The organism is Nitrococcus mobilis Nb-231, from assembly GCF_000153205.1.
Lineage (GTDB): Bacteria > Pseudomonadota > Gammaproteobacteria > Nitrococcales > Nitrococcaceae > Nitrococcus > Nitrococcus mobilis.
In genome coordinates this window covers 3365160-3387890 of sequence record NZ_CH672427.1, presented here as the reverse complement: position 1 = coordinate 3387890, position 22731 = coordinate 3365160, and the positions used below count along the sequence as shown (strand labels likewise).

The following is a 22731-nucleotide window of genomic DNA, read 5'->3' as shown; positions in this document are numbered from 1 at the left end:
CGCGCGTGAGCCCATCAGCTTTGTGATCCCGCCTTATCCGGCTCGCCCAATGCGTAGTGTTGGATCCGCTTGATCTCATCGCGCAGCTGCGCGGCCTCCTCGAATTCCAAATTACGAGCATGCTTGTGCATACGCTGCTCGAGCGCCTGAATTCGCTTGACCGCTTGGGTGGGGGAGAGCTTTACGTAGGGGCTTGCCACTTCGGCCACCCGCGCAAAGTGCTCCGGCGAGTCCGGCGCGCCCCCGCTCTCCCGCTCCATGATATCCGCCACTGCCTTTTCAATACCACGCGGGGTGATCCCGTGCCGAACATTGAAAGCGAGTTGCTTGGCGCGGCGGCGCTCGGTCTCATCGATCGCCCGACGCATGGAATCGGTCATCGCATCCGCATAGAGAATAGCCGTGCCATGAATGTTACGAGCCGCCCGACCGATGGTCTGAATGAGCGAGCGCTCAGCGCGCAAAAAACCCTCTTTGTCGGCATCCAGAATCGCCACCAGCGAGACCTCCGGGATATCCAAGCCCTCGCGCAGGAGATTGATACCCACGAGGGCATCGAATTTGCCAAGGCGCAGATCGCGGATGATCTCCACGCGCTCGACGGTATCAATATCCGAGTGCAGGTAGCGCACACGCACACCGTGCTCGGCCAGATAGTCGGTCAGATCCTCGGCCATCCGCTTGGTCAACGTGGTCACCAACACCCGCTCACCGATCTCCGCCCGTTCGCGAATCTCCGAGAGCAGCTCGTCCACCTGGCTGGCAGCGGGGCGAACCACGACTGCCGGATCCACCAATCCCGTCGGCCGCACCACCTGCTCCACCACCACCCTAGAGCAACGCGCCTCGTAGGAGCCGGGGGTGGCCGAGACATGGATGCACTGGGGTGCCAAACGTTCGAACTCGTCGAACCGCAACGGCCGGTTGTCGAGCGCCGAGGGCAACCGAAAGCCATACTCGACCAGAGTTTCCTTACGCGAGCGGTCGCCACGGAACATCCCGCCGAGCTGGGGCACGGTCACGTGCGATTCATCCACGAACAGCAGGGAGTCGACCGGCAGATAATCGAGCAGGCACGGCGGCGGTTCGCCGGCTGCCCGCCCCGAGAGATAACGCGAATAGTTCTCGATGCCGCTGCAATAACCGAGTTCCGCCATCATCTCGAGATCAAACCGGGTGCGTTGCTCGAGGCGCTCGGCTTCCAATGGCTTGCCCGCTTGGCGCAGCTCCTCTAGGCGCGCCTTGAGCTCCTGCTTGATCTTGTCGATGGCGTCGAGCAGCGTCTCCCGTGGGGTCACATAGTGGGTTTTAGGATAGATCGTCAGCCGCGGCACGCGCCGCATCACCTCACCTGTGAGCGGATCGAAGTAGGAGAGCGATTCGATCTCGTCATCGAAGAGCTCGATCCGCACGGCCTGCTCCTCTGATTCCGCCGGGAAGATGTCGATGACATCGCCTCGCACCCGATAGGTGCCACGCTGCAGTTCCGCGTCGTTGCGCTTGTATTGCAAGTCGGCCAAGCGGCGCAGAATAAAGCGCTGATCCATGCGATCAGCGCGGACCAAGTGCAGCACCATGCTCAAATAGGCCTGCGGATCCCCGAGACCGTAGATGGCGGAGACCGACGCGACGATGATCGTGTCGCGGCGCTCGATGATGGCTTTGGTGGCGGAGAGTCGCATTTGTTCGATGTGCTCGTTGACCGAGGCATCTTTCGCGATATAAGTATCGGAGGCCGGTACATAGGCTTCGGGCTGATAATAGTCGTAGTAGGAGACGAAGTACTCCACGGCGTTGGTGGGAAAAAACTCTCTGAACTCGCCATAGAGCTGCGCCGCCAATGTCTTATTCGGCGCCAGCACCAAAGCGGGTCGCTGCAGACGCGCGATGACATTCGCCATGGTGAAGGTCTTGCCGGAGCCGGTAACGCCCAGTAGGGTTTGGTGTTGATTGCCAAGGACGAGACTTTGGCAAAGCGCTTCGATGGCGCCTGGCTGATCACCGGCGGGCTGATATCTGGAGCGGAGCTCGAAGCGTCTGGACATAGCACCCTGCCGCGTTAACGCTTAATCCTGTATAAATGGCAAAATCGACGATTCAGGAGGTGGGCCTTGGGCATACGACTGGCAAAACGCGTGCAGCGAGTCAAACCCTCGCCGACGCTGGCGGTAACGGCGCGCGCAGCCGAGCTGCGCGCGGCGGGACACGACATCATTGGGCTCGGCGCCGGCGAGCCCGATTTCGACACACCTGAGCATATCAGAGCAGCGGCAGTGGCGGCGATCGAACGGGGCGAAACCCGCTATACACCAGTGGACGGCACCCCCGAGCTCAAAGAAGCCATCCGCTCCAAGTTCGAGCGCGAAAACGGACTGCACTACGAACTCAATCAAATCATAGCCTCCAGCGGCGCCAAGCAGTGCCTTTACAATCTTATGGCCGCCATTCTCGATCCCGGCGACGAGGTGGTCGTACCAGCTCCATACTGGGTTTCCTACCCAGATATGGTGCTGCTCGCCGAAGGCGTGCCGGAGGTGGTCGAGGCTGGCCAGGACCAGCGTTTCAAGCTGCTGCCCGAGCAGCTCGAGGAGGCCATCACCGACCGGACCCGCTTGGTGCTCCTTAACAGCCCGTCCAACCCTAGTGGGACGGCCTATACCCACGCTGAGCTCGCGGCACTCGGCGCGGTGCTCAAGCGCTACCCGGAAGTATTGATCGCCACAGACGATATCTACGAGCACATCCTTTGGACCACGGAGCCGTTCGCCAACATCGTCATGCTGTGTCCCGAGCTCAACGAGCGGACAGTGATCATAAACGGCGTGTCCAAGACCTACGCCATGACGGGTTGGCGGCTTGGCTACGCGGCCGGCCCGGCGCCCGTGATCGCCGCCATGAAAAAGCTTCAGTCACAGAGCACATCCAATCCCAGCTCCATCTCCCAAGCGGCTGCGGTAGCGGCGCTGAGCGGAGATCAAAGCTGCATCGCCCCTATGCTGCGAGCATTCAAAGAGCGCCACGACTACGTTGTCGAGCGGCTTAATTCCATGATCGGAGTTCATTGTGCGGCCGGTGACGGTACCTTCTATTGCTTCCCTAGCATGCGCGGCGCTATCCGCAATCTGGACGGGGTCAACAACGATATCGAACTCGCCGAATATCTTATCGGTACCGCCGGCGTGGCACTGGTCCCCGGCTCGGCTTTTGGGCTCTCCGGGCATACCCGAATCTCGTATGCCACGAGTATGGAGAACCTGGAGAATGCCATGGGTCGGCTGGAGAAAGTGTTTGGATGCCAATAAACCCCGATGAAAACATATCTCGAACTTGAGTATGTTTGTTGACGCCGGCATTCGGCCCGGTAGAATACGATTTTTGTGAGGGTGACCACTCCCCGGTAGCTCAGTCGGTAGAGCAGGTGACTGTTAATCACCGGGTCGGCGGTTCGAGCCCGTCCCGGGGAGCCATAAACAAGGGCTTAGCTCAAAAGGCTGGGCCCTTTTTTCTTGCCTGTTTAGGGCGTGTGCATAAGATCGAAAGCAACCGCACAAGGCCAGACTGGTCGATGAGCAATAGCACAGCGGCAATGTCGAACCGTGTTGCGGGTGCAACAGCAGATCTAAGGCAGACGATTCGCGGAGACTTGCCAAGCGGCAACACTCGCCCGGCGGGCTTCCTCAAACCAGTCTAATGCTCGGGATTGGGATTAGCCTGACCGCTTGCGAGTGCAGAGAAACCGTGCAGCAATGCTCAAAACTGCTTGCCGTCAGTGTCACCGTGCAGAGCACCTAGGAGTCGAACCCATGCTAAGAACAGCGATCATTGCCCTCGCCACCGCCGCCGTCGGTGCCGGTTGCGCGAATACCGAGAAAACGACCGTGACCATGCGGCTTTTACAAAAAACGGGGGGCGGCGAGAAAATCGGGACCATCAAGGCCGAGGATACTCAGTATGGCACGCTCTTTACACCGGATCTGAGCGACCTACCCCCTGGACTACACGGATTCCATGTGCACCAGAACGCCACTTGCGGCGCGGCACAAAAGAACGGCCAGACGGTGCCCGGATTGGCCGCAGGAGGGCATTACGCGCCGAACGGCGCCGCAAACCACGCTGGCCCGTATGGAAGCGGTCACCTCGGAGATCTCCCGACCTTGTATGTCGACACGCAAGGCAAATCCAATCAGCCCGTATTGGCACCCCGGCTCAAGGTGAGCGATCTGCACGGGCGGTCACTTATGATTCACAGTGGTGGGGACAACTACGCGGACGAGCCGCATAAGCTTGGTGGCGGGGGCTCTCGCCTCGCTTGCGGCGTGGTGGAATAGCTTCGGAGGCCAAGATACACCGGGATTTGGCCGGCAGCCTTCGCGCAGGCTTGTCCTTGCCTGGGATGGCCAATCCAGGCTCCGCGCCAGCGCCGATCGGCTGGCGCGGACCCATTCCCAGCGCTCGAAACTCCCGCTTCCACCCTTTACCGCACGGCTTTACGAGTAATTGTTCTCCACCCCACGCTGCTCGTTGGGCAACCCCTAAAGCGCCCCAAATAGGCTACGCTTCGTGACTCTGCCCCTCTTCCAATGCTCGCAGCGCCTCTTCCAGACGATCGAGTTCGCGCTGCGCTTTCTGACGCTCACGCAGAATCTTGCCGGCTTGCTTGTTATCATTAACCGCCATAGCCTCCCCGATATTCTCGGTAAGCTCTTTTACCTGCTGCCGCCCCTCCTCTACTGCCTTGCGAGCGGCCGCAAGATCGTTAGCGTGCGCTTCTTCACTACTCATAATCGATCCTCTCCTCCCCTTAATTCTGAAATTGCAAATAAGCGCTTACCCTTTGATCCAGGCCTTATCGCCAAAATCGCCGTTGCTCAAACAATTTATGGCCTCTCGGCTCGGCCACGTATAACCGCTACGGACGAGCCGAGTTGGTCGACTTTGCCTATGGGGCGGCTTCGATCGGTGTTGGCTACGCCACACCCAAGGCGTTCAGTACGGCCCCATATTTTTCGCTCTAGGGCTTTGCATCGGGAACCACCTACAGGACTTACTCAGCGCTGCTGTCAACGACACTGAGCCCCACTACCGAGTACCCTTGCACGGTCGCATGGTACTCTATATAGATTCGATTTTATTGATTCGATAATTCAGCTTAGATAATCCTTATAGTCGTTGCCTGCCCACAATCCAAGCAAGGTTCTTGCCTTACCCTAACGTGGTGGCGCATCAGTACGAGATCAATCGGCATGCGCCTTTGGAAGCACAATACAAGCGAAATGCGCTATGCCCTCGCCTGCTCTGCGCGCAACGCCACCCTTCCGACCCCGGGATCGGCAAACCACGCGGGTCAGGCACGGCGCAGGATACAGTACCGTTCATAGGCGCTGAAAATGGCTCGACGGGGCCAAGCTATTGCTTCAAAAACTCGATGGCCGACAAGTATCGAACGCATACGTGACCCCTCCCTCAATCATTGGCAAGGATCTATGCTACTGCTGCGATGACTCAACCGCACCCGAACGGGTTATATTGCATACACGAAGCGAGACTCTGGAGGGGGAGGAATGTGACGTGGGGTCAACATGGTATCTCATTAGAATAATTGGCTTTTATTATGTAATGATGCTGCCGATACCGATGCTGGCCGATGACCAGATAACGGTGCCAATGCATGATAAGGGGACCGCGACCTATTATGTTCCGGTAAGCATTGCAGGCTGGGGTACGGGCGACTTTCTCGTGGACACGGGGGCAAGCCACATGGCCATTAATCAGGCGGCCTTGAACTCGCTCAAAGCCAATGACCAAGCCGACTACATCAAGCATCTGATCGGCACTCTGGCCGATGGCGGTCAAATCACCGTTCCCGTCTACCGAATCGCCTCGGTAATGATTGGCCAGGATTGTGTGCTCACTAATGTCGAGGCCGCAGTCTTTCCTGGCCAGACACGTAATATTCTCGGCCTAAGCGCTCTGCGTCAGGCCGCGCCGTTCCAATTCGCTGTGGATCCGCCGACACTGGTGCTCGATGGCTGCCAGCCTGACACGCATACGGCAAACTTGGACTGAAAACCCAAACAAATCACAGGGGACGCCCTTGTGACGTCCCCTGATGAAGGCAGGGGTGATTACCAATGCTCCATGCCCTTGTGTTCATCGACCTTCGTTTTGCGCTTTTCACGCTGCATCGTCTCGAACTGCGCGAACTCGCCTTGGTCGAGTTGTTCGTTACCATTCTGGTCGAGACGCTTGAAACGCTCAGCCAGCGCCGGGTTCGCAGCCGCCTCCTGCTGGCTGATGCGTCCATCCTGGTCAGCATCCAACTTGTTAAAGCTGGTTCCCTGCTCGCCGCTGTGGCTGCTGCCCATTCCTCCCGCACTCGCCGCCGTACCTACGGCAAGCGCCCCTGAGAACGCAGCGATCATCGCAGCTGTCATCCACTTCGCCTTCATAACCAACCTCCTTAGGTTGTGGCTTGGTTTAATAAGAAGTTACAAATAACTTTCATTGAAATGGATTATTCAACGTACTTCTAAAGCGCTGTAGTTGAACGACATCTACGTACATAGACAATACAGCCTGGCGGTTATATCCTTTAATCAAATATTATTTTTCTACAAGCGGCGGACCCGTCGTTATCGAGCTACAGGAGTCGGTAGAATTCGTTCAAGCTGCACATCATTGTGTGCGGCCCAGCAAGTATTCGCGAAACTCATCGCCCAGTTCTGCGTGCTTGAGACCGAATTCCACCTGCGCCTGGAGATAGCCCAGTTTGTCGCCGCAATCGTAGCGAATGCCACGGAATTCGTAGGCAAGCACCGTTTCATCCTCCATCAAGGCGGCAATGGCGTCTGTTAGCTGTATTTCACCGCCCGCGCCGGGGATTGTTTGCCGGAGTTTGCGGAATATCCCCGGATTGAGTATATAACGACCCACCACACCCAAATTGGATGGTGCCTCTTGCGGCCGCGGTTTCTCTATAAGGCCTTGCACGCGACTCACGCGGGCAGAGCACACCGTGGCATCGACGATGCCGTATCGATCAGTATGCTCCGCAGGCACCCGTTGCACGCCAAGAATGCTTGCACCCGAGGCAGCGTATTGCTCAACCATCTGGTCAAGGCAGCCATTGCCCTCGGCGTCATCGATAAGGTCATCGGCCAAAATCACGGCAAATGGCTCATCACCGATCACCGGTTCAGCGCAGAGCACCGCATGCCCTAGTCCGAGCGCTTCAGTCTGGCGAATGTAGATCGGAGTGACATGGGCAGGAATGATATTGCGCACTGTGTTTAGCTGCTTGGATTTCCCTTTCGCCTCAAGTTCGGATTCCAACTCGTAGGCTTTGTCAAAGTGGTCCGGAATGCTGCGCTTGTTGCGGCCAGTGATGAAAACCAGAACCTCAATGCCCGCCCGCACCGCCTCCTCGACGGCATACTGCACCAAGGGTTTATCCACCACGGGCAACATCTCTTTCGGGTTAGCCTTGGTTGCAGGCAAAAACCGGGTACCCAAGCCAGCCACCGGAAAGACTGCTTTACGGATCGCTTTGCTCATGCTCGCCTTCTCCCAAGTTTTTTCCCTGCGGGCAGGCAAATCGCCTACCGCAAAACAACTATCATCCATGAGCATGCACCATGGATTCAAATTGACATAGCATCTAAGGTGGCAGCTCGATTAGCAACCGAATGGTTGAATCCATTCGCTACGCGCTGCAGGTCTGGCGGGTGACCCATCTGAACTCCGGAGTGTGCACAGCACACCGGACAAGAATCGTTGATTTGGGCGAACAAAGCTGTCGTCGTATACAGAGTCCGCGCCGCTCACGCCACGGCGTCTGATTAGCGGCAACGTGAGGGTATGCTCGGAATTCTGCAATCTTATGCAAACAAGGGCTGGGCATGCAGATAATACGGAAGAGCAGACGAACCACGGCCGATAAAAATACGAAAAAGGCCGCGTAAGAACGCGGCCTTTTCGTCGAACGATAGCGAGCGTCAGCTCACTGCACGGCAATTTGATCCCGATTAGCGTCTAGAGTCTGCTCGCCTATACCACGCACCTTCGTTAAGTCGGTCAGTGCCTGAAAGCGGCCGTTGCGTTCACGATAAGTAACGATAGCCTGAGCTTTGGACGGACCAACTCCATCCAGCTCTTGCAAGGTTTGCACACCCGCCTTGTTAATGTTGATCTTAGCCCCGAAGGCCAAGGCAGGCATCAGAACTAGCGCCCCGATAAGCGTAATTACGCGAAATACTTTCATAAACAGCCTCTCTCCATGCAATTCCCTGGCAAGAGATCGGAAGGACCTCAGCTCCATTTCACCCCCGTCACCCTGGAGGCAAGTGTGAAATAGTACCATTTTTTATTTATCGGTCAAGACGGCGGCGAGCCGAACGCATCTCCTGCTCCAACGCACTCAACGCCCAAAGTGGATCCGCCGCTCGCGTAATCGGCCGCCCCACTACCAGATAATCCGCACCGGCTGCGATGGCTGCGGCCGGGGTCACCACCCGACGCTGATCGTCGGTCCGCGCACCGAACGCTCGGATACCGGGTACAACCAGCCGAAAGTCCTTGGCAAAACGAGCCCGCAGTCCGGATGCCTCTTGTGCTGAGCACACGACACCGTCCAAACCCGTATGCTGTGCCAGCTCTGCCAGCCGGGTTACACCGGTTAACGGGTCCCCTTGAAGACCGATCTCACCCAGGCTTTGAATATCATGGCTAGTAAGCAGCGTAACCCCAATCAGCAGCGGCCGCTGGCTATCGGAGTCGATCGCCCGCCGCGCCGCCGTTAGCATCTCCTTGCCACCCAATGCGTGCACGTTGACCATCCACACCCCGAGATCGGCAGCGGCCCGGCAAGCACCTGCCACAGTGTTTGGGATATCGTGAAATTTTAGGTCGAGAAAAACACTATAGCCACGATCGACCAAGCGCTTGACCAACTCGGGGCCAGTACGTACGAAAAGCTCTTTACCCACCTTGAGGCGGCACCGGCCCGGGTCGAGCCGATCGACCAGCTCCAAAGCCCGTCCGGCGGAGGCAAAGTCGAGCGCCACGACGATCCGCGGTTCAACGGAATCACATTGATGGGTACGGTCGGCGCTGGGCAAGTGTGGTTTCCTTTCGCCTCTTCAAGGAAACGTAGTCAGTGCTCTCTTGTCATTCCGGCGAAAACCGGACAAACCGATGGAAATGGGCCCATTCCCGACATCCGCTTGCCACTCACCTGGCAGGCCATCACGGTGTTTACGTGCGCTGTTCAAGCCGCGCTCTTGTCGTCTAGCTACGAAGACGTCCCGCCGAGCGGCAATTTGCCGTGCTCACTGAGCACTTTGTGCTCCACCTTACTGCGCCGACGCAGCCGCGCAATCTCTGCCCGTTGGCGCAGCAATAGGCCGACGGTGGATAACGCACCCAAAACAGCACCTACAAACAACGCCGCAATCAGCAACAGTGACAATGGGGTGCGGATGGAACCAAAATAATAATTCAGATGCGTCACCTCGGTGTTGAGCATGGCAAAGCTGAGCCCCAACACTACGATGATGAGGATTGCAACCAAATCGACGAGTCGTCGCATATTCTTCAACCATCCCAAGAGCCAGATATAGCCCGGCCGCTCAATTCCCTAATACCCTGCCCTACCTCGGGCGGCTACGTACCGCCGAGGCGGCATTTACCAAGATGGTGTACATCCGATTAGTGCAGTGTAGCCGCTTTTTACTTTAAATCGTATCCGCAACGGACCCGTACACTCTCGCGATCGGGAGTAGATCGCATGCACTCAACCTGCTGGAACCTGCCAGCCAAGCCCAACGCGGATGTCCATGGCTCGCCCGGCATTGAATCGATCCAGCATACGGCCCAATAATCTTAATTATCTACGGTCTAACAGAACCTCCCAAACGATACGGCTTGTCACGACTGGAATTGACCCGTTCCCGCATCTGTTTTCCTGGTTTGAAATGCGGTACATATTTTCCCGGCAAAACCACTGGGTCGCCGGTTTTCGGGTTTCGCCCGATTCGGGGCGGACGATGATGCAGGGAGAAACTGCCAAACCCCCGAATTTCAATCCGCTCGCCGGAGGAAAGGACCTCGCTCATGTGCTCGATCAGTGTCTTTACGGCAAGCTCCACATCCTTGTAAGCGAGATGCTGCTGATTGGCAGCAATGAGCTCGATCAACTCAGACTTGGTCATCATGTCTACCAACAAACTCGATGCATACGCGCCACTAACCATTCGTCAATCGGGGCGGCCATTTGACGCCTTTGGAACATATTAGGAATCCGCTCCGAGCAACCATAATGCACTCGGTTCGACAGCCACGGTCACGGAATGAATATTCACTCGTCTTCGGCATCTTGGGCACGGCTACCCATCTGCTCCTTGAGCAGGTCACCCAGCGTGGTGGTGCCCGCGCTGGAGGGGCGCGCGTAGTCTTCTACGGACTCACGTTCCGTTTGCTGATCCTTCGCCTTAATAGATAAATTGATCATGCGATTACGCCGGTCGACCGCCATGAATTTAGCTTCTACAGCATCACCTTCCCCAAGCGCCGTACGCGCATCGTCGACCCGTTGCCGGCCGATATCCGCAGCGCGCAAATAACCCAGAACTTCGCCGCCGAGCTCAATAACCGCTCCTTTGGCGTCCACCTCTTTGACACTCCCCTTGACGAGACTGCCCTTGGGATGTTCGGCCACCCAGGAGGACAACGGATCCTGTTCGAGCTGTTTGATACCCAAAGAGATTCGCTCACGCTCCGGATCCACCGAGAGCACGACGGTCTCCACCTCCTCACCTTTTTTATAGCGCCGCACGGCCTCTTCGCCCGTGATGTTCCAGGAGAGATCCGAGAGATGAACCAACCCGTCGATCCCGCCAGCAAGGCCCACAAAAATCCCAAAATCCGTGATCGACTTAATCTGGCCGCAGACATGGTCGCCTTTGTTGTTTTTGGCTGCAAACTCATCCCACGGATTGGCTTGGCATTGCTTCATGCCCAGCGAGACGCGACGTCGCTCCTCGTCGATATCAAGGACCATTACTTCCACTTCCTCACCAATGGTCACCACCTTGGCGGGATTGACATTTTTGTTGGTCCAATCCATCTCGGAAACGTGTACCAGCCCCTCGACGCCCTCTTCGATCTCGACAAAGGAGCCGTAGTCGGTAATATTGGTCACCCGACCAAAGACCCGGCTGCTCTCGGGATACCGCCGGGCGATATTCTCCCACGGATCTTCCCCCAACTGCTTCAGCCCCAGAGAGACACGGTTGCGCTCGCGATCGAATTTAAGCACTTTGACATCGACTTCATCGCCGACATTGACGACTTCAGAGGGATGCTTTACCCGCCTCCAGGCCATGTCCGTGATATGCAACAAGCCATCGATACCACCCAGATCGACGAACGCCCCGTAGTCGGTGAGATTCTTGACTATCCCCTTGAGAACTTGCCCTTCCTGGAGTTTCTCCAGCAACGCCTCGCGCTCGGCGCTGTATTCTTCCTCCACCACGGCACGGCGCGATACCACGACGTTGTTGCGCCGCGGATCGAGCTTGATAACCTTGAACTCGAGATCCTTTCCCTCGAGGTAAGTGGTGTCACGCACGGGCCGTATATCCACCAGCGATCCCGGCAAGAACGCACGAATATGCCCCAGATCGACCGTGAAACCACCCTTGACTTTGCCACTGATCTGACCGGTCACGCTCTCGCTGGCCTCGTAAGCCTTTTCGAGATGCGTCCAAGCACGCGCCCGTTTGGCCTTTTCGCGCGAGAGACGGGTCTCACCGAAACCGTCCTCCACCGCATCCAGCGCGACCTCGATATCGTCGCCAACGTTCACCTCGACCTGGCCATCATCGTCGACGAACTCCTCGAGGGGAATGATCGCCTCGGACTTCAAGCCCGCATTGACGATGACATCTTCGCCCTCAATCGCCACCACTTTACCCATTACAATCGCGCCGGGTCGTAAATTCGCCTGTGTCAGGCTCGCCTCGAAAAGTTCTGCAAAGCTTTCGCTCATGGGTGCATTGATCCTAGACCGTAATCAGTCAGAAATGTTGCTTGAATTAATGAATACGCCCGCTCACCCGCTCATTAGCTTGCGTTGAGCCGGTATTCCGCCTCGCTAGGAAACTCTGAAGCTATTCCGCCACGCCGGTGAAATCCGGATGTCCAAGCTTTTGCTTTCCTGGATTGCACAAACCCTTTCTGGTTTGCGCCTTTCGGGCCTGTCTTCGGCAGTTCAAACCCGCTCCTGCAGATTTGTCCAGCTTGCACTGGAATACAAGAAAGCAAGCTTGCCAGAGTCTCCGCAAGAGCCTTCGGCAATGCGGCGCGGTCAAGGTGCACAACCGCTGCGCCGCCGAATCTGGCTCAATACCATATCCACCACCGCCTCTACCGACTTCCTCGTGGTATCCACAACAACCGCATCGGGGGCCGGGATCAGCGGCGAAACCGCGCGCGTGCAATCTCGCACGTCACGCGCTTCAATATCCTTTAAAATAGCCGGAAGGTTATCACCAATGCCCTGTCCTATCAACTGGTTATAGCGCCTACGGGCGCGCTCTTCCACGCTGGCCGTGAGGTAGATTTTCACCAGGGCATCAGGGAACACCACCGTACCCATATCGCGACCGTCCGCCACTAATCCGGGCGGCCGGCGAAATGCACGCTGGCATTGCAACAACGCGCCTCGCACCGCCGACAATACCGCCACATGGGAAGCTCGCTTACCGCAGGCTTCACTGCGGATGGCATTGGTGACGTCATCACCATCGAGCAGTACCTGTGGTTTACCGCGCTCGTCCAGTCGAAAATCCACCACCATGGTACAGGCAATTCCGCGCAGAGCCGCGACATCGTCTATGGCTATCCCCCCGCGCTCGGCGCTCAGAGCAAGCACTCGGTAGATCGCGCCGCTATCCAGAAGATGCCAATGCAAGCGTTCGCTGACCAGCCGGGCCACTGTGCCCTTACCGGCCCCGCTAGGGCCATCTAGCGTCAGCACTGGCACCTCAGCGTCGTGCATCGACAACATCAGCTCGGATTCCGAGCCCGACACTCGCGGCCAGCTCCACGAAACCCGGAAACGAAGTGGCGACGTTACGACAGTCGTCGATAATGATTTCGGCATCGGCGCGCAGTGCCATCATCGTAAAAGCCATGGCAATGCGGTGATCGCCGCGAGCATGGAGACGCCCCCCTTGAGGTACCCCGCCGATGATGCGAATACCATCCACCTGCGGCTCGGCAGTGATGCCCAATGCCTGCAGCCCTGCGGCCATTGCCGCAATCCGATCACTTTCCTTGACCCGCAGCTCCTCGGCCCCTTGCAGCAGGGTCTCACCCTCGGCGCAGGCGGCCGCCACGAAAAGGGCTGGAAACTCGTCTATGGCCGCGGGAACCATCTCGGGCGTGATGTGAATGCCGTGCAATGCAGCATGACGCACCCGCAGATCCGCCACCGGCTCCCCCCCCATCCAGCGCTTATCGAGCACTTCGATATCGGCTCCCATACGCTTTAGGATTGCGATCACTCCAGTTCGTGTCGGATTGAGACCGACTTCCATCAGGCAAAGATCGGAGCCGGGGGCGATGCTCGCCCCAACTAGGAAGAACGCGGCGGAGGAAATATCCGCCGGAATAGCCAATAGTGGCATGGCATGCAATCGTCCCCCTCCGTGCAGGCAAACACGGCCAGCACGGCAGTCGACCTCATACCCAAAGGCAGTCAGCATCCGCTCGGTGTGATCGCGACTCGGCACCGACTCGATAACACAAGTCTCGCCCTTCGCGTAAAGCCCAGCCAGCAATAAGCAGGACTTCACCTGAGCGCTTGCCATTGGCATCTCATAGTGGATGCCGTGCAACGCTTGACCGCCTTTGATATGCAATGGTGCGGTACCGGTAGCACCGGCCGCGACCCGGGCGCCCATCCGCAGCAACGGCTCGGTCACACGCCGCATAGGCCGCTGGCTCAACGAAACATCCCCCGTGAGGATCGAATCAAAGCGCTGGCCGGCAAGCAGCCCGCAGAGCAACCGCATAGCGGTGCCCGAATTACCGAGATAGAATGGCTCCGGTGACGCCTGCAAACCCTGTAGGCCGCGCCCCTCAATCACGAGTCGGCCACGCTCTGGCCCGTTCGTAACGATGCCCAGTGCCCGGAAAGCAGCAAGCGTCGCTAAAACATCCTCGCCTTCCAACAAGCCATGGATCTCGGTCGTGCCCTCAGCCAACGCCGCCAACATCACAGCGCGATGCGAAATCGATTTATCACCCGGTACGCGCACCTGGCCCGTCAGACACCCACCGGGGCCGATTCGAAAGCAGCGGAGATCTTCGTTAAGCTCAGTCAAGACAGTCCTCTTGCGGTTTGAACTGCAATGCGGCGCTACTCATCGCCGATCATAGGATCGGGGCGCGCGCAGACAGCCCCCCAACCCGGCCACCCATCAACGCTCGAGCAACGGCAGATATCGATCCCGCACCGCCTTGGCATTGCGGAACACCCGTTCCAGCGCCTGTCCATCTAAGCACCGCACCAACTCGGTCAATACGCCGAGATCTTCCCGGTAATGCTCCAGTGCCTCCAGTAAGGCCGCACGGTTAGCAATGCAGATATCCCGCCACATAACGGGGTCGCTGGAGGCGATACGAGTGAAATCACGAAAGCCGCCGGCGGCATATTGAAATATATCCTCGTCGCCGCCCCAGCGAGCCAGGGTATCTACCAGGCCAAAAGCGAGCAAATGCGGCAGATGCGAAGTCGCAGCCAGCATGCGGTCGTGATGATCAGCGCTCATGGAGATGACCTCCGCACCAACAGCCTCCCACAATGCCGCCACGGCACTCACTGCTTGGGGATCGGTTTGCGCGAGCGGCGTCAGGATCGTGCGCCGCTTTTGGAACAGATCAGCAAAGGCCGCCTCGACCCCGCTTTTCTCCGTTCCAGCCACGGGGTGACCGGGTACGAACCTCGCCGGTATATCGCCGAATACAGCTTCGATGTCTTCGATTACGCAACGCTTTGCACTACCCACGTCGGTAATAATGGTCGCCGAATCCAAAGCATCACGGATGGTCGTCAGTACGGGCCGGACATTGCCCAAAGGCACACCGAGGACGATCATATCCGCCCCCGTCACGGCGCTGGCCGGGTTGGTTTGGTAGCAATCTACGACGCCCAACTCCACGGCCCGCCGCAGATTACTCTGATTACGTCCGCAGCCCACAATCTCGCCCACAATCCCGGCACGGCGCAACGCCAGTGCCAATGAGCCGCCGATGAGCCCTACACCAATCACACACAGGCGAGGAATGTGGATCATGCGGTCACCTCGAGCAACCCGCGCGCGTGGATCTGCTGTAGCGATGCCATAAAACGATCGTTTTCCTCACCCGTACCAAGACTCACGCGCAGAAAACGCGGCAACGCGTAGCCCGCGAGCGGGCGCACGATGATGCCGTCACGCAACAACGCCTCGTTGACGGCCGCCGCCTGGCTGCCGATTTCCACACACAGAAAATTGCCCGCTGCCGGCAGCACGCGCAGATTAAGCCGGCGCAGGTCCTCGGTCAGACGCTTGCGCTCGCGGTGGTTGAGCTCGACCGTGCGGGCGACATGCATCGGGTCGGCCAAAGCCGCCGTTGCACCCACCTGAGCAAGGCTGTTGACGTTGAACGGATGGCGCACTCGATTGAGGAACTCGACGATATCGGCGCGGCAAAGCGCATAGCCGACCCGTAGGCCCGCCAACCCATGCGCCTTGGAAAAGGTTCGAGTAATGAGCAGATTCGGAAACCGGTCCAGCCAGCCGCTGACTTCCCGATAACCAGCGAGCCCTTGCGCATACTCCACATAGGCCTCGTCGACGACGACGATCACATCGCCCGGCACCGTCTCCAGAAAAACCTCCAATTCCTCCGCCGCCAGCCAAGTACCGGTCGGATTGTTGGGGTTTGCCAAAAATACGACCCGCGTTCGCGGGGTGATACACGCGGTCATTGCAGCAAGGTCATGCCCGTACGGCTGCCGATGTTCCACCCCATTGGCGGGCGCCACGATGCCCTCGGCACCCGCACTGCGAGTGGCGATCGGATATACGGCAAAAGCGTGCTGCGCGTAGACCGCTTGGCGGGTGGACCCTAAAAAAGTGCGGGCAACCAGATCCAATAGATCGTTGGAACCGTTCCCAAGCAGGATCCGCTCTGGGGTAATCCCATGCCGCTCGGCCAGGGCGCTACGCAAGGCGTGGCCATTGCCATCGGGATAACGGTGGGCATCCTGCACCGCCTGCCGAACGGCTTCGATGGCCTTCGGGCTCGGCCCCAACGGATTCTCGTTGGAGGCCAATTTAACAATTCGGGATTCGCTGAGCCCATACTCCCGAGCCAATTCGCCGATGGGTTTGCCGGGCTGGTATGGCTGCAATTCCCGCACCCCCGGAACCACTAGGTCGCAAAAATCGAACGTACCGTCGGAGCCTGCCATCAACGCTACTCCGTGTAGGGCCGCAGCGCGCCAGAACGTTCAGCGCGCCGCCCGGGGGTAAGAACCAAGAATCTTCAGCAGACTCGCCAGCTGCTGCATCTCGTCCAATGCGCGCCGCAGATTCGAATCTTCGGCATGGCCGAGGATGTCGATGAAGAATACGTACTGCCACATACCCTGCCGCGACGGCCGCGACTCGATACGGCTCATATTGAGGCCGTAGCGTACCAACGGCGCCAGCAGTGTCGCGAGACCACCGGGTTTATCGGCGCGAGAAACCACTATGGAGGTCTTATCCGCGCCGGTCGGCGGCGGCGAATGATCACCGAGGACCAGAAACCGCGTCGTGTTGGCGGCGCCATCCTGTATGTTCGAATACAGCACCGTCAGACCATAATGCTGCATCGCCGCCTGACCGGCAACGGCCGCCGACTGCGGTGTCTCGGCCGCCCGGCGCGCCGCCTCCGCCGTGCTGCTCACCGGCAACCGCTGCACCCCGGGCAAATGCTGATCGAGCCATGCTCGACATTGCGCCAGGCCCTGCGGGTGTGAGAACACTTGGCAAATGGCACTCCAATCGGTTTCCTTGGAGGCTAAGCAGTGCCGAATCGGCAGTTCCAGCTCGCCCACAATCTGCAGCGGTGAAACCATGAAGCAATCCAGCGTGTGGGTCACCACTCCTTCGGTGGAATTTTCGACCGGTACGACCCCGTAGTCCGCATTACCGGATTCTACTTCACGGAATACGGCATCGACGCTCTCCAAGGCAAGCGCCCGAATGCCGTGCCCAAAATGCTTGAGTGCGGCCTCCTGCGTAAAGGTCCCCTGCGGCCCCAGGAAAGCTACTTGCAATGGCTGCTGCAACGCCAAACACGCCGACATGAGCTCGCGAAACAGGCGAATTACGTCCTCATCGGTCAATGGCCCGCCGTTGGCCGCGCCGATCCGATTGAGCACCTCCACTTCCCGGGCCGGGCGATAGAGATCGCCGTCTTCCCCGGCCGCACGTTTGATCCGCGCCACCTCTTGGGCCGCCTGCGCCCGTTCGTTGATCAGGCGCAGGATCTCGTCGTCGATCGCGTCGATCCGGGCCCGCACGCTTTCCAGCTTAACGGTTTCACTCATGGCTCCGCGCCAGCTCGAATGAGCTCACACCCCCATTACTCGATGACCCGCACGGCAAGAACCCCTTCGGTGGCACGAATCCGCTCGACTACCTCGGCTGTGATCTTACCCTCGACATCGGCCACCGTGTAGGCCAGATTGCCTTTGGCTTTGTTGTACATATCTTCGATATTCAGGCTGGCCTCCGCCACGGCCGTTGAGATCTGGCCGAGCATGTTGGGCACATTGGCATTGACCACAGTCAGGCGATCGCCCTGACCGGCGCGCGGCAGGACGATTTCGGGGAGATTGACCGAATTGCGGACGTTGCCCGCTTCCAAATATTCACGCACCTCATCAGCCACCATAACCGCACAATTATCCTGAGCCTCGTGAGTGGAGGCGCCGAGGTGCGGTAAAGTGACGCAACGCGGGTGATCCTTGAGCGTATTGGTTGGGAAATCACAAATATACGCATGCACTTTGCCGACGCTCAGGGCCTCCACCACTGCGGCTTCATCGACAATTCCGGAGCGGGCGAAATTCATCAGCACCACACCCTCGCGCATCAACCCCAGACGCTTGGCATTGACCAGGCCGCGCGTGGCGTCGTTCTCGGGCACATGGAAGGTAATCATGTCCGCCTCGGCCATCAGTTCGTCGACGCTGTAGACCGGTTGCACGTCCGAAGCGAGCCGCCAGGCGCTGCGCACTGTGATCTGCGGGTCATAGCCGATGACTTTCATACCCATGGCGCGGGCGGTATTCGCTACCAGCACACCGACAGCGCCGAGACCAATGACGCCCAGGGTACGGCCAGGCAGCTCGAAGCCTACGAAGCGCTTTTTGCCGGCCTCGGTCAAATCGTTAATCTCACGATCGCTGCCCTTCAGGTGGCGAGCAAACTCCCAGGCCTGACAAATGTCGCGGGCCGCCAAGAACATGGCGGCCACCACGAGTTCCTTGACCGCGTTGGCATTCGCGCCCGGCGCATTAAATACCGCGATACCGCGCTCGCTCATTTGCGTCACCGGGATATTGTTTACTCCGGCACCCGCTCGGCCGACCGCCTTGAGCGTCCCCGGGATCTCCATTCCGTGCATATTCGCCGAGCGCAACAAAACGGCATCGGGATTCTGGATTTCCGAGGAAATCTCATAGCGGTCGCGGGGCAGGCGCTCCAGGCCCTTAACCGAGATGTTGTTCAGGGTTAAAATCTTGTACATGGGCAGAGCCTTTTGTCAGCAAGGACGGGGCGTTTCGACGTTTAACCACGTATCATCGATGCATCAACCGTAGCGCTGCTCGAAATCACGCATGAATGCGATCAACGCATCCACACCCGCCTCGGGCATGGCATTATAGAGGCTGGCGCGCATCCCACCGACGCTACGGTGCCCCTTCAGCGCGATCAACCCGGCAGCTTTGGCATCGGTGAGGAAACGCTCATCTAGTTTTTCCTCGGCCATTACGAAGGGCACGTTCATCCAGGAACGGCAGGTCGGATGCACCGGATTGCGGTAAAAATCGCTGCCGTCAATGGCCGCATAGAGCTTATCGGCTTTGCGCTTGTTCACCTGCGCGATCGCCTCCAACCCACCCTGGCGCTTGAGCCATTGAAACACCAACCCGGCAATGTACCAGGCATAGGTGGGCGGCGTGTTCAACATGGAATCGGCCTCGCCCTGCCGGCGATAGTCCCACACCGCCGGGGTAGCCGGCATAGCCTTGCCGATGAGATCTTCGCGCACGATCACCACCGTCAACCCGGCGGGGCCGATGTTTTTCTGCGCACCGGCGTAGATCAGACCGAAGCGATCGACATCGATTGGTCTCGATAACAGTGTCGAGGACATATCCGCCACCAGCGGTACCTCATCGACTTGCGGTACCCAGTGGAACTCAACGCCGCTGATCGTCTCATTCGGTGTGTAATGCAGATAGGCCGCCTCCGGATCGAGGCTCCAATTGGCCTGCGGCGGGATACTCATGGGATCACCTGAACCGCCCGTGGCCACGACATTGACCGCACAGTACGATTTGGCCTCGGCAATGGCTTTCTTCGACCAATTGCCAGTATCGACATAATCGGCCCGCGCCCGCCCCGCCAGCAGATTCATCGGTATAGCGGCGAATTGCCCGGTAGCCCCACCCTGCAGAAAAAGGATGCGGTGACTCTCGGGCACGCCCAGCAGATCCCGCAAATCCTGTTCGGCTTGGGCCGCAATCGCAACGAACTCCTTGCCGCGATGGCTCATCTCCATTACCGATAGACCGCAACCCTGCCAGTCCAGCATGGACTCCTGAGCTTGGCGTAGTACCGCCTCGGGCAAAACGGCCGGCCCGGCGCTGAAATTATAAGTTCGCGACATCGTTACTCGCTCCTTAAGTCTTGCCTAACAAGATTCCTTTCCTTGCCAAAACACGGCGCAGCAAGAGGCTCAGCAAGCATCCTCGTCCTCCACGGTGTCGTTGAGCGGCTCGATCCGAGCCACTCCGGCAAGCCGCTCCTCACCGCCCAACGCAATCAGCTTCACCCCCTGAGTATTGCGACTGACGATAGAGATCTCCGCCACTGGGATACGCACCAACGTACCGGCGTTGGTGATCAGCATGATCTCATCCTCTTCGGTCACCTGAGCCGCGCCGACGACATTGCCATTGCGCTCCGAAGTCTGGATGGAAATCACACCCCTCCCGCCACGACTGCGGCGCGGATATTCCGCCACCGGCGTGCGTTTGCCATAGCCGTTCTCGGTTGCGGTAAGAATATCGCCTTCACCCAGAATAAGCAGCTGAATAACCGATTGCCCCGTGCCGAGCTGAATTCCACGCACACCGCCCGCCGTACGCCCCATTGGCCTGACCGCATCCTCCGGGAACCGGATCGCCTTGCCGGCATCCGTCAGCAGCATGATTTCGCGCTCACCGTCGGTGATGCCGACGTTGACTAACCAGTCGTCTTCTTGGAGGTTGACGGCGATAATCCCGGACGAGCGCGGGCGCGAGAAATCCGACAGCGGGGTTTTCTTGACGGTACCCTTACGGGTGGCCATGAAGACGAAATGCTGGTCATCGAACTCCTTGATCGATACCACTGCGCTAATCCGCTCCGCCGGATCCAACGGCAACAGGTTGACGATGGGCTTGCCACGGGAACCGCGGCTGCCGTGCGGGAGCTCGTAGACCTTGAGCCAATAGCACTTGCCGTGGCTGGAGAAACACAGCAGCGTATCATGGGTATTGGCGAGGAAGAGCTGATCGATGAAGTCCTCGTCCTTCATCTTGGTCGCTGCCTTACCCTTGCCGCCGCGATGCTGGGCCTGATAGCTGTCCAGCGGTTGCGATTTGGCGTAGCCGCCGTGGGAGAGGGTGACCACCACGTCCTCTGGCTGGATCAAATCCTCCAGCGTGAGATCGACCCGATTCGCGGTGATCTCGGTGCGACGCGGATCAGCATAGTGTTCCTTGATCGCGAGCAATTCCTCGCGAATAACCGCCATCAGCCTATCCCCGCTGCCGAGTATCGCCAACAGCTCGTTGATCGAACCCAACAGATCGCGGTATTCCTCAATGATCTTGTTCTGCTCGAGACCGGTCAGACGTTGCAGTCGCAAGTCGAGGATGGCCTGGGCCTGGGTTTCACTGAGACGATAGGCCGCACCGACCAAGCCCAGCGAGGCATCCAGCCCCTCGGGTTTAGAGACCTCGGCGCCGGCACGCTGGAGCATTTCGGTGATACCGCTGCCCGGCGGCCAAGACCGCGTGAGCAAGGCCGCCTTGGCCTGCGCGGGCCCCGGCGAGGCCTTGATCAGTGCAATCACCTCGTCGATATTGGCGAGTGCGACCGCCAGCCCCTCCAATACATGCGTGCGCTCGCGCGCCTTGCGCAGCTCGTAGACGGTCCGCCGCGTAACCACTTCGCGTCGGTGTCGTAGGAAAGCATCCAGCACATCCCGCAGGCTGTGCAGCTTGGGCTGGCCCTTGGCCAGGGCGACCATGTTGATACCAACCACCGACTCGAGTTGCGTGTGCTGGTAAAGATTGTTCAGCACCACCTCGGGCACTTCGCCGCGCCGCAACTCGATGACCACCCGAATACCGTCTTTGTCCGATTCGTCGCGCAGCTCGGTAATGCCCTCGATGCGCTTTTCCTTAACCAGCCCGGCGATCTTTTCGAGCAACCGAGCCTTGTTCACCTGGTAGGGCAACTCGGTGACGATGAGACTGACCTTACCGCTGCGCGCTTCCTCCTCGAACTCGCAGCGCGCCCGGATCACCATCCGCCCCCGCCCGGTTCGATAGGCCTCGCGGATTCCGGCAACGCCATTGATAATGGCCGCCGTGGGCAAATCCGGCCCCGGCAAATAGGTCATCAGCTCATCGACGGTGAGACTGTCATCGTCGATCAGCGCCATGCACGCATCGATCACTTCGCCGAGGTTGTGCGGCGGCACGTTGGTCGCCATACCCACGGCGATACCCGAACCGCCATTAACCAAAAAATTGGGGATGCGGGTCGGCAATACGGTGGGCTCCTGCTCGGAGCCATCGTAGTTATCGACGAAATCGACCGTCTCCTTATCGAGATCGGCCAACAGATCATGGGCGATCCGCGCCATGCGGATCTCGGTATAGCGCATAGCCGCAGCGGCATCGCCGTCGACCGAACCGAAGTTGCCTTGACCGTCAATGAGCGGGTAGCGCATGGCAAAGACCTGCGCCATGCGCACGATGGTATCGTAGACCGCCGCATCCCCGTGCGGGTGGTACTTGCCGATCACATCACCCACGACCCGCGCCGATTTCTTGTACGGCCTGTTCCAGTCGTTGCTCAGCTCGCGCATCGCATAAAGCACGCGGCGATGCACTGGCTTCAGCCCATCGCGGACATCGGGCAGGGCTCGCCCCACAATCACGCTCATGGCGTAATCGAGATACGATCGGCGCATCTCATCTTCGAGATTTACCGGCAGAATCTCCTTGGCGACACTGGACATTGGGTGGTCTAGCTCGGAAGTTTCATGAATCCGCGTGATGATGAGCTGATCACGCAGCTTGCGGATTTACAGGAGTTTTTGCGAAGAAGCGACGTATCGGTGATT

At 58.7% G+C, this 22731-nt stretch carries 20 protein-coding genes and 1 tRNA gene; 4 read left to right on the top strand and 17 right to left on the bottom strand.

The genetic code is table 11. The features are described 5' to 3' along the window. Window positions 1-14 precede the first annotated feature (14 nt). Window positions 15-2045, bottom strand: coding sequence for an excinuclease ABC subunit UvrB (uvrB, locus tag NB231_RS15390; RefSeq protein ID WP_005004659.1), 2031 nt, complete (start codon window positions 2043-2045; stop codon window positions 15-17). Between the two features lie 66 nt (window positions 2046-2111). Here uvrB and NB231_RS15385 point away from each other — a divergent pair, with 66 nt between their 5' ends. The 3 genes from NB231_RS15385 to sodC all read left to right on the top strand — a co-directional run bounded on the left by NB231_RS15385 (window position 2112) and on the right by sodC (window position 4328). Then, window positions 2112-3302, top strand: coding sequence for a pyridoxal phosphate-dependent aminotransferase (locus tag NB231_RS15385; RefSeq protein WP_005004657.1), 1191 nt, complete (start codon window positions 2112-2114; stop codon window positions 3300-3302). A gap of 89 nt (window positions 3303-3391) precedes the next feature. Beyond that, a tRNA-Asn gene (locus NB231_RS15380) sits at window positions 3392-3467 on the top strand. 336 nt (window positions 3468-3803) lie between these two features. Further along, the gene (gene sodC, locus NB231_RS15375; protein WP_005004654.1) at window positions 3804-4328 is read left to right on the top strand and encodes a superoxide dismutase family protein; all 525 of its coding nucleotides are present in this window, start codon (window positions 3804-3806) and stop codon (window positions 4326-4328) included. A gap of 223 nt (window positions 4329-4551) precedes the next feature. On the opposite strand, the gene NB231_RS15370 is transcribed toward sodC, so the two are convergent. Further along, window positions 4552-4782 carry a hypothetical protein gene (locus NB231_RS15370; protein WP_005004651.1) on the bottom strand — a complete coding sequence of 77 codons (231 nt, stop codon included), beginning with the start codon at window positions 4780-4782 and terminating at the stop codon, window positions 4552-4554. A gap of 834 nt (window positions 4783-5616) precedes the next feature. Between NB231_RS15370 and NB231_RS15365 the strand changes: the two genes are divergently transcribed. Continuing rightward, window positions 5617-6066, top strand: coding sequence for a retropepsin-like aspartic protease family protein (locus NB231_RS15365; protein ID WP_005004649.1), 450 nt, complete (start codon window positions 5617-5619; stop codon window positions 6064-6066). A 59-nt stretch (window positions 6067-6125) separates the two neighbouring features. Here NB231_RS15365 and NB231_RS17135 read toward each other — a convergent pair whose 3' ends face one another. The 15 genes from NB231_RS17135 to gyrA all read right to left on the bottom strand — a co-directional run bounded on the left by NB231_RS17135 (window position 6126) and on the right by gyrA (window position 22626). Beyond that, window positions 6126-6449: an EF-hand domain-containing protein gene (locus NB231_RS17135; protein WP_005004646.1), complete on the bottom strand. Its 324-nt coding sequence runs from the start codon at window positions 6447-6449 to the stop codon at window positions 6126-6128. A 226-nt stretch (window positions 6450-6675) separates the two neighbouring features. Next, window positions 6676-7554, bottom strand: coding sequence for a UTP--glucose-1-phosphate uridylyltransferase GalU (galU, locus tag NB231_RS15355; protein WP_040664324.1), 879 nt, complete (start codon window positions 7552-7554; stop codon window positions 6676-6678). A gap of 445 nt (window positions 7555-7999) precedes the next feature. Then, window positions 8000-8260: a ComEA family DNA-binding protein gene (locus NB231_RS15350; RefSeq protein ID WP_040664321.1), complete on the bottom strand. Its 261-nt coding sequence runs from the start codon at window positions 8258-8260 to the stop codon at window positions 8000-8002. 106 nt (window positions 8261-8366) lie between these two features. Then, window positions 8367-9116: an orotidine-5'-phosphate decarboxylase gene (gene pyrF, locus NB231_RS15345; protein WP_005004638.1), complete on the bottom strand. Its 750-nt coding sequence runs from the start codon at window positions 9114-9116 to the stop codon at window positions 8367-8369. Window positions 9117-9289: 173 nt separating this feature from the next. Beyond that, complete coding sequence (locus NB231_RS15340; RefSeq protein ID WP_005004634.1) at window positions 9290-9586, bottom strand: LapA family protein; 297 nt, start codon at window positions 9584-9586, stop codon at window positions 9290-9292. A gap of 301 nt (window positions 9587-9887) precedes the next feature. Beyond that, a complete protein-coding gene (locus NB231_RS15335; RefSeq protein WP_198007313.1) occupies window positions 9888-10250 on the bottom strand; it encodes an integration host factor subunit beta in 363 nt (120 codons plus the stop codon). 104 nt (window positions 10251-10354) lie between these two features. Then, window positions 10355-12046: a 30S ribosomal protein S1 gene (gene rpsA, locus NB231_RS15330; protein WP_005004629.1), complete on the bottom strand. Its 1692-nt coding sequence runs from the start codon at window positions 12044-12046 to the stop codon at window positions 10355-10357. Window positions 12047-12364: 318 nt separating this feature from the next. Next, window positions 12365-13057 (bottom strand): (d)CMP kinase, encoded by a 693-nt coding sequence (gene cmk / locus NB231_RS15325; protein ID WP_005004627.1) that lies wholly within the window; start codon window positions 13055-13057, stop codon window positions 12365-12367. Further along, window positions 13044-14387 carry a 3-phosphoshikimate 1-carboxyvinyltransferase gene (gene aroA / locus NB231_RS15320; protein ID WP_040662554.1) on the bottom strand — a complete coding sequence of 448 codons (1344 nt, stop codon included), beginning with the start codon at window positions 14385-14387 and terminating at the stop codon, window positions 13044-13046. The genes cmk and aroA overlap by 14 nt, the downstream gene beginning before the upstream one ends. Before the next feature lie 96 nt (window positions 14388-14483). After that, on the bottom strand, window positions 14484-15359 hold the full coding sequence (locus tag NB231_RS15315; protein WP_005004619.1) for a prephenate dehydrogenase: 876 nt from the start codon (window positions 15357-15359) through the stop codon (window positions 14484-14486). Next, window positions 15356-16522 carry a histidinol-phosphate transaminase gene (gene hisC / locus NB231_RS15310; protein WP_005004616.1) on the bottom strand — a complete coding sequence of 389 codons (1167 nt, stop codon included), beginning with the start codon at window positions 16520-16522 and terminating at the stop codon, window positions 15356-15358. The genes NB231_RS15315 and hisC overlap by 4 nt, the downstream gene beginning before the upstream one ends. Window positions 16523-16561: 39 nt before the next feature. Beyond that, window positions 16562-17647 (bottom strand): prephenate dehydratase, encoded by a 1086-nt coding sequence (gene pheA / locus NB231_RS15305; RefSeq protein WP_005004614.1) that lies wholly within the window; start codon window positions 17645-17647, stop codon window positions 16562-16564. 35 nt (window positions 17648-17682) lie between these two features. Further along, window positions 17683-18852, bottom strand: coding sequence for a phosphoglycerate dehydrogenase (locus NB231_RS15300; protein ID WP_005004612.1), 1170 nt, complete (start codon window positions 18850-18852; stop codon window positions 17683-17685). A 63-nt stretch (window positions 18853-18915) separates the two neighbouring features. Next, entirely contained in the window at window positions 18916-19998 is a 1083-nt protein-coding gene (gene serC, locus NB231_RS15295; RefSeq protein WP_005004610.1) for a 3-phosphoserine/phosphohydroxythreonine transaminase, read from the bottom strand. Between the two features lie 69 nt (window positions 19999-20067). Next, the gene (gyrA, locus tag NB231_RS15290) at window positions 20068-22626 is read right to left on the bottom strand and encodes a DNA gyrase subunit A (RefSeq protein WP_005004608.1); all 2559 of its coding nucleotides are present in this window, start codon (window positions 22624-22626) and stop codon (window positions 20068-20070) included. Window positions 22627-22731: the final 105 nt, after the last annotated feature.